The sequence below is a fragment of the Kitasatospora sp. NPDC059088 genome (genome assembly GCF_042738155.1).
Taxonomy (GTDB): domain Bacteria; phylum Actinomycetota; class Actinomycetes; order Streptomycetales; family Streptomycetaceae; genus Kitasatospora.
In genome coordinates this window covers 1-7639 of sequence record NZ_JBHYGR010000235.1, presented here as the reverse complement: position 1 = coordinate 7639, position 7639 = coordinate 1, and the positions used below count along the sequence as shown (strand labels likewise).

At 69.9% G+C, this 7639-nt stretch carries 1 protein-coding gene and 1 pseudogene; one reads left to right on the top strand and one right to left on the bottom strand.

What is annotated here, in order from left to right:
- Nucleotides 1–2615 (bottom strand): annotated as a pseudogene (locus ACFWXO_RS44320) (hypothetical protein); the annotation flags it as partial.
- 432 nt (nt 2616–3047) lie between these two features.
- Between ACFWXO_RS44320 and ACFWXO_RS44315 the strand changes: the two are divergent.
- Nucleotides 3048–7639, top strand: a 4592-nt coding sequence (locus tag ACFWXO_RS44315) for an RHS repeat domain-containing protein (protein WP_380532693.1), incomplete at its 3' end; no start/stop codon positions are given.

Genomic DNA, 7639 nt, shown 5'->3' with positions numbered 1-7639 from the left:
GCGCCGGGTGCGTGGGCGATCACGTCGTCGATGTTGTTGCCGCCGGTGAGGGTGCCGCGGTGGGTCAGCTGGATGCCGTTCCACCCCTTGCCGCCCGGGGCGGCGGCCGCGGCGGCGACCGTCGTCATCGGGGCGCTCCGGGCGTTCGGGTTGCCCGGGACGTTGTAGGCGCGCAGGTAGCCGGCCTGGTCCGGCAGCAGGATGTCGGGCGCGCCGTCACCGGTGACGTCACCGAAGACCGGCGGCGGGCCGTTGGGGTTCCACGGCACGTAGAAGGAGTACTGGGCGACCGGGGAGACGTTGCGGGCGTTGTCCATCACCTGGATGTAGACGATGTTGGTGCCCCACCGGGTCGGGTGGACCTGGAGGCCGTTCGCCGGGAAGTCGCTGCCGCAGGCCCAGGAGGCGCCGGAGAACTGCGGATCGAAGGACCAGCGGGCGCAGACCACGCCGGAGGCGTTGCCGCCGGGCGCGGGGTCGGCGGCGGTGAAGGGGACGGTACCCGTGTCGCCGATGTGCTTCTTGGTGACCTGGCCGTTGCCCGAGGGCGGGAAGACGTTGGCCAGGTCGGCGTCCGAGTACTTGGTGGTGGCGTCCGGGACGGTGAGGGTCGGCGGGGTCAGGTCGACGCCGAACCGGCAGGTCGGGGTGGGCGCCGACATCTGGCTGAGCCCGTCGGTCGCCTTGGCGTTCCAGCCGTAGACGTGGCCGTCCTGGATCACGCCCGGCTTCACCTGGAAGCTCGCGACACTGCCGTTGGCCACCGTGGCGGTGTAGCCGGAGTCGGCGTCGGCGTTCTGGTTGGCGTAGTCCCAGATGTGCGCCCAGGCGCCGAGCGCGTTCTGCGCGTTGCTGCTGACCGTCGTGTTGAGGTTGACGGAGCCGTTGAAGCCGACGGAGGAGTTGATCCAGCCGAGGGAGCCGTCACAACCCTGGTTGTCCGACCACGGAACGGCCGTCGAGGGGACGGGCCAGACGTTCGGGTTGGTCGGGGTGTTGGGGATGCGGTCGTACTCGATGACGACGGCCGGGTTGTAGGTGAGGCGCTTGAACGCCGCCGAGTCGGACTCGTTGCGGGCGAACAGGCCGAAGGTCAGGCTGCCGTTGTCGGCGACGAACTGGCGGTAGACGCCGGTGACGTCGTAGTCGAACTGGGTGGTGCCGCCGCAGCCGCTCTGGCCCGCGCCGCCGACGTCCGCCGACCCGATCCCGTTGAGGACGGTCGGCGAGTTGTTCCAGGTGGTGCTGCCGTCGATCGCGGTGGTGAGCTTGAGGTCGACGGTGTACTTGTTGGTGCAGGAGAAGTCGGAGGACTTGGCCTCGAAGAACGACACCGTGGCCTTGTTGATGACGACGTCGTTGTACCAGTGGTTGTCGAACTGGAAGTAGGAGCGTTCGACGCCCTTGGAGGTGCGGTAGCCCTGGTAGCCGACGCCGGGCTGGGCGTACTGGTCGCCGGAGTTGGCGACGGTGCGGCCGAGGTTGTTGGTGCCGGGGTAGGCGGACTGGGTCCAGGTCCAGTTGCTGGCCTCGCGGCGGTCGTAGATCCAGCCGGGGTCGATGAACCAGGGGCCCTGGCCCTTGCCGAGGACGGTGTCGTCGGTGGTGAGCTCGACGGCGTCGGGGGTGGCGGTGGTCGGCATGGTGGCGACCTTGGCGGCGGCGCCGGGGGCGTCGGCGGTGCTCTTCTGCTCGGGGGCGTCGCCACCGGCCGGGGTCTGGGTGGGGGTCTGGTCGTCGCGTTGGGCGGCGGCGGCCTTGCCCTTGGGGGCGTTCGGGGTGGTGCTGCTGGTGGTGCTGTCCCACATCTGGGGGGTGGCGGCGTGCCAGCGGACCTTGCCGTCCTTGGTGGTGGCGGTGAGGTTGCCGGCGTCGTCGGCCTTGACGGTGACGCCCTTGGCCTTGGTGGGGAAGCGGACCTTCTTGAGGGCCGGGTTCTTGGCGGCTTCGGCGGTCTTGACGACGAGGACGGTGGAGAGGCCGCCGAGTTTGGAGGCGGTGACGCGCAGGTCGATGCCGGGGGCGACCTCGGGGTAGAGGAGTGCGTCGCCCTGGGGGTCGAGGGTGGGCTTGGTCAGCGGGAAGGGCGAGTCGATGGTGAGGGACTCGCCGTCGGGGCTGGTGAGGGTGCCGAGGGGTCCGTCCGCGCCGCCGGAGAGGTGGACGTCGGCGACGGCGGTCCTGGGTCGGTAGCCGCCGTGGTCGTCGGGGACGAGGGTGGCGTCGAGGGGGGCCCAGGTGTTGTCGTGCTTCACGCGTTGGGGTTCGGCGTGCTGGGTGCGGGAGAGGTGGCCGGTGGGGGTGGCGACGGTTTCGCTGTACTCGTCGGTCAGTTCCGGTACGGGGACGGGTTTGCCGGTGCGTTTGGCTTCGGCGATGGCCTTGTCGGAGGCGAGTGGGGGCTTCTGGCCGGCGAACTTGGCGTCGCCGGCGGCTATCCGGTCGGCCAGGTCCTTGGGGATCGCGCCCGGGGTCCGGTCGGTGGAGGCCGCGGGCGTGGCGGGGGTGTCGGCGGCGAAGGCCAGTGGCGCGATCGGCCCGACGGAGGTCAGTGCGAGTACGAGGGCGACCGCGACGGCGTGGGAACGCCGGGGCGGATGCCCGGTTCTGCGCATGCCGAAGGAGGCTCCGGACGGAGCGGGCATGGTGAAGCCCTTTCGAGGAGAGGTGGGTATGTCCGGCTGCGGACATTCGGATCGTCCGCAGAGGTATTTCAGCAAGCTGCCGCATTACTGATTGGTCGTCAATCACATAAGCAAAACTGATGCCCGCTTTGACGGACCGTCCACCGATTTCGTTCAGCGTGATGTGAATCACGCCCTCAGGAGATCCTCAAGCCGCTCGACCGCTGGATCGTTAGCGCCCTATCCTCCTGCCGGAGTTGCTTGTCCGCGCCATGTCGTACGTGACAACTCAGCTGGGGGATCATGATGTTGAAGAACAGAATCCGCTTCCACCTACGGCGAACAGCCGGCCGGGAGGGGCCGCCGCCGGTCAGGGCAAGATCCCGGGTGGCCGTCGTGAGTTCGTTGGCGATCCTGAGTTCGATGCTGTCGCCCGTGGTGCCGGCCCTCGCAGTGGCCGCCTCCGGGGACAAGGGCCAGGTGTGGTCGCCGCCGAACACGCCGCTGCCGCGCACCGCCTCCGTGCCCGGGAAGGCGGATACGCCGAAGTCGTCCACCCCGCCGACCGGTTCGCCGGACTGGGTGCCGCCGAAGTCCACGCCGCAGCCGAAGTCCGGCACCGCGGTGGTGGGCCTGGACGAGGGCGGGGCCAAGCAGGCGGGCGACCTCCCGGTCTGGCTGGCACCGGTCGCGTCGAAGGGGGCCGCTCCCGCAGGGCAGGTGCAGGTGCGGGTCGCCGACCGCGCGGCCGCGACCGCCGCCGGTGTGACGGGCACCCTGGTCGCCCTCTCGCGCGACGAGGCGGGGGACACCGACAAGGTGCGGGTCGGAATCGATCCGCACACCCTGGGCTACGGCGGGGACTTCGGGAACCGGGCACGGCTGGTGGCGCTGCCGGAGTGTGCGCTCAGCACGCCGGACGCCGACGGTTGCCGGGTCAGGACGCCGGTGGCCTCGCACTACGACGAGAAGTCGAAGCGGCTGGTCGCGGACGTCGACCTGCCGGCCGCGAAGGCCACGACGGCCCGGCAGCGGGCCGAGTCGCAGTCGGCCGGCGTCGCGGAGTCCACACCGAAGGTACTGCTGGCGCTGGACGCCGCGCCGTCGAGCGGAACCGGCACGTACAGCGCCACACCTCTCTCGTCGAGCCAGAGCTGGGCGGCTGGGAGTGCATCGGGGTCGTTCACGTACAGCTACCCGATCCAGCTCCCCCCGGCCCTGATCGGGAACCCGCTGGCGTTCTCCCTGGAGTACGACTCGGCGTCGGTGGACGGGAAGACGGCGTCGACGAACGCCCAGGCCTCCTGGATCGGCGACGGCTGGGACGTGAACGTCGGCTTCGTCGAGCGCTCCTACCGGGGCTGTGACAAGGCGGGTATTCCGGGTTCGGGCGATCAGTGCTGGGGTGGTCCGAACCTGACGTTGTCGTTGGGTGGTCACTCGGGTGAGCTGGTGCCGGAGGACTCGTCGTGTGTCGCCGGGTCGGCGGCGGACGAGCAGTCGCGGTGCAAGTGGCGGCTCAAGGGTGACGACGGGACGAAGGTAGAGTTCCTGACCGGCGCCAACAACGGCACCTGGAACGGTTCCTATCTGAAGGTGACGGACACCTCGGGGACGGTGTACTACTTCGGGCTCAACCAGCTTCCGGCGGCGGACGGTTCGCCGAGCAAGGCGGGTCCGGAGAGCAAGTCGGCGTGGACGGTTCCGGTGTACTCGCCGAACCCGGGCGACCCGTGCTTCGACGGCTCGAAGGGCAAGGGTTCGTGGTGCCAGAGCGCGTGGCGGTGGAACCTCGACTACGTGGTTGACGCGCACGGGAATCTGACCACGTACGCGTACACGCCCGAGACCAACTGGTATGCGCGCGGTGGTGCGCAGAACGCGGGTAAGGGTACGAACACCGCGTACACGCGTGGCGGGGTGCTGGCCGCGATCACCTACGGGCAGTTGCTGTCGGACCAGTTGGGTGCGGGCGGTTCGTACCAGGCGGCGGCGCGGGTCGACTTCGACTCGGGTGAGCGGTGCGTGTCGGACGCGGCGGCGTGCGATCCGGCGCAGCGTACGGCGGCGAACGCCGCCAACTGGCCGGACGTGCCGATGGACAAGCAGTGCGCGCAGAACGACACCTGCGCCAACTACGGGCCCAGCTTCTGGTCGACGAAGTGGCTCAACGCCGCGACCACGTCCATCCGTTCGGGCGGCTCCTACCGTCCGGTGGACCGTTACGACTTCACCCATGTGTTCAAGACGCCGCAGAACGCGACGGAGAACGCGCCGATCGCCTGGCTGCAGTCGGTGAAGCACACCGGCAAGGACACTGCCAACGGGCAGGCCGAGCAGGCGCTTCCGGTGGTGACCTTCACGGATCAGCTGCTGCCCAACCGGGTCGACGGCCTGGTGCCGGCGCGTCCGCGCTACAACCGGCCGCGCATGGCGGTGATCACGACGGAGACCGGTGGCAGCATCGTCGTCTCCTACAAGCAGGAGCAGTGCTCGCGCACGGCCGGGCGGATGCCGACGTCGGCCGACGGTGACACCCTGCCCTGCTTCAACGTGAAGTGGTTCGACGGTCAGGTGCAGTCCACGGTGGACGACTGGTTCCTGCGCTACCCGGTCGACACGGTGACCGTGGACCCGAACGGCAAGCTGGTCTCCGGTTCGGTGCCGACGACCGTGAGTTACAGCTACGGCCCGGCGGCCTGGCACCGCAACGACAGCCCGCTGGTCGAGTCCGACTACCGGACCTGGGACCAGTTCCGCGGTTTCGCGAGCGTGACCGCGGTGAAGGGTTCGGGCAAGGACGGGCCGCAGGCCAAGTCGACGACCAGCTACTACCAGGGCATGGACGGCGACCTCAAGGCCGACGGCAAGCCCAAGGGCGCCTCCGTCGCGGGAGTGAAGAGTGGCAGTCGGCCCGACTCCGACTGGCTGTCCGGCCGGACCCTGGAGACCGACACCTACGCGGACGCCTCCGCCGACGCGGGCTCGCCGCTCGGCTACGAGGTCGACACCTACGAGAACCCGTCCGCCACGGCCACGCACGCCCGCAGCGGCCTGCCGGATCTCGTGGCCCGGTACGGATCCACCAAGGCGACCAAGGCCGCGACGGCGGTCACCACGACCGGCACCCGCACCACCACGACGGTGACGAGCACCGACCCGGTCAACAACAACCGGGTCACCAGCTCGCTGAGCACCGCCGACGGCACCCCGGACGTCTGCACCCGCCAGACCTACGCGACCGGTGGCAACCCGCAGATGACCGCACTGGTCTCCGACGTGCTCGTCGTCTCCGGCGCCAACGCCTGCACGGCCGGCCCGACGTCGGCCACCACGGTGTCCGACACCCGCACGCTCTTCGACGGCCAGGGCTTCGGCAGCGCCGGCACGAAGGCGGACGTGACCGGGACCCAGGTGCTGGACGGCTACGACGCCAACGGCGTGGCGCAGTACGTCACCACGAGCACGAGCACGTACGACCAGTACGGCCGGATCGCCTCGGTGACGGATCCGACGGTCACCGACAGTGCCAACCCGAACGGTGCGGTCACCACGACCGCGTACAGCTCGGCGAACCCGGGTGAGCTGCCGAACAAGGTGGTCACCGGGACCCCGGCCCCGGCCGGCGCGCCGGACGCGGGCACTGCCCGTACCAGCACCGTCACGCTCGACCCCGCCCGCGCCATGGCGCTCACCTCGGCCGATGCCAACGGTCGCACCACGACCAAGGCGTACGACGGTCTGGGGCGCTTGAAGGCGGTCTGGCTGCCGGGCCGGGACACCGGGGCCGGAGCCAACTTCACGTACGACTACGCGGTGAACGGCACCAGCGCGCCCTCCACCGTCACGACCAAGGCCCTGCGGCCGGGCGGCACGGCGTACGGCACGTCCACGCAGATCCTGGACGGCTCGGCCCGGCTGATCCAGACCCAGACCGACCCGGCGATCTCCGCCTACCAGGGCCGGATCGTCGCCGACACGTTCTACGACTCCCAGGGGCGGGTGGGCCGCGCCTACAACGCCTACTACGAGGACACCAACAAGCCGAACACGACCCGGTGGATCCCGGACGGCGCGATGGTCCCGAACCAGAGCGTGGTGCAGTTCGACGGCCAGGGGCGTGCGGTGAGCACGCAGTTCGTCGCGCTGGGCAAGCCCCAGAGCACCACCACGACGGCGTACCCCGGCGCTGACCGGGTGGACGTCACGCCGCCGGCCGGAGCCACGCCCACCAGCACGGTCACCGACGCCCGCGGGCACACCGTCCAGTTGTGGCAGTACCGGACGGCGGCGGCGACCGGGAACCCGGGCGACGCGGACGTCACCAACTACACCTTCACCCCGGCCGGAAAGCCCGCCAGTCGGGTGGACGCGGCGGGGAACACCTGGAGCTACACGTACGACCAGCGCGGTCGCCAGGTGAAGGCCGACGACCCGGACACCGGCGTCCTGACCCAGGCCTACGACGGTGCGGGGCGGTTGGCGTCGACGACGGACGCGCGTGGTCAGACGGTCGCGATCACGTACGACCTGCTGGGTCGTAAGACCGGGACGTTCAACGGTTCGGTCACTCCGGCGAACCAGCTGACCGGCTACGCGTACGACACCGTGGCGAAGGGGCAGTTGAGCTCCTCGACCCGGTACGTGGGCGGGGCGGGTGGTTCGGCGTACACCAAGTCGGTGAACGAGTACGACGTGGCGTACCGGGCGACGAAGTCGACCGTGTCGATCCCCGGCAGCGAGATCGGCGGCAGTGGCCAGGTGAGTTTCGACTATGCCGCCGCCTTCAACCCGGTGAGTGGTTCGCTGGTGTCGGAGACGCGTGCCGCGGCGGGTGATCTGGCACAGGAGGCGGTCACTTACAACTACGAGGAGTTCGGGCAGCTCAACGATGTGAGCGGCTCGGGGTACACGTACCTGCGGCAGGCGGACTGGGACGCTTACGGGCGCAACATCCGTGACACGATGAACCCTTGGGGTACCCAGGTCGTCTCGACGAACACCTACGACGAGTC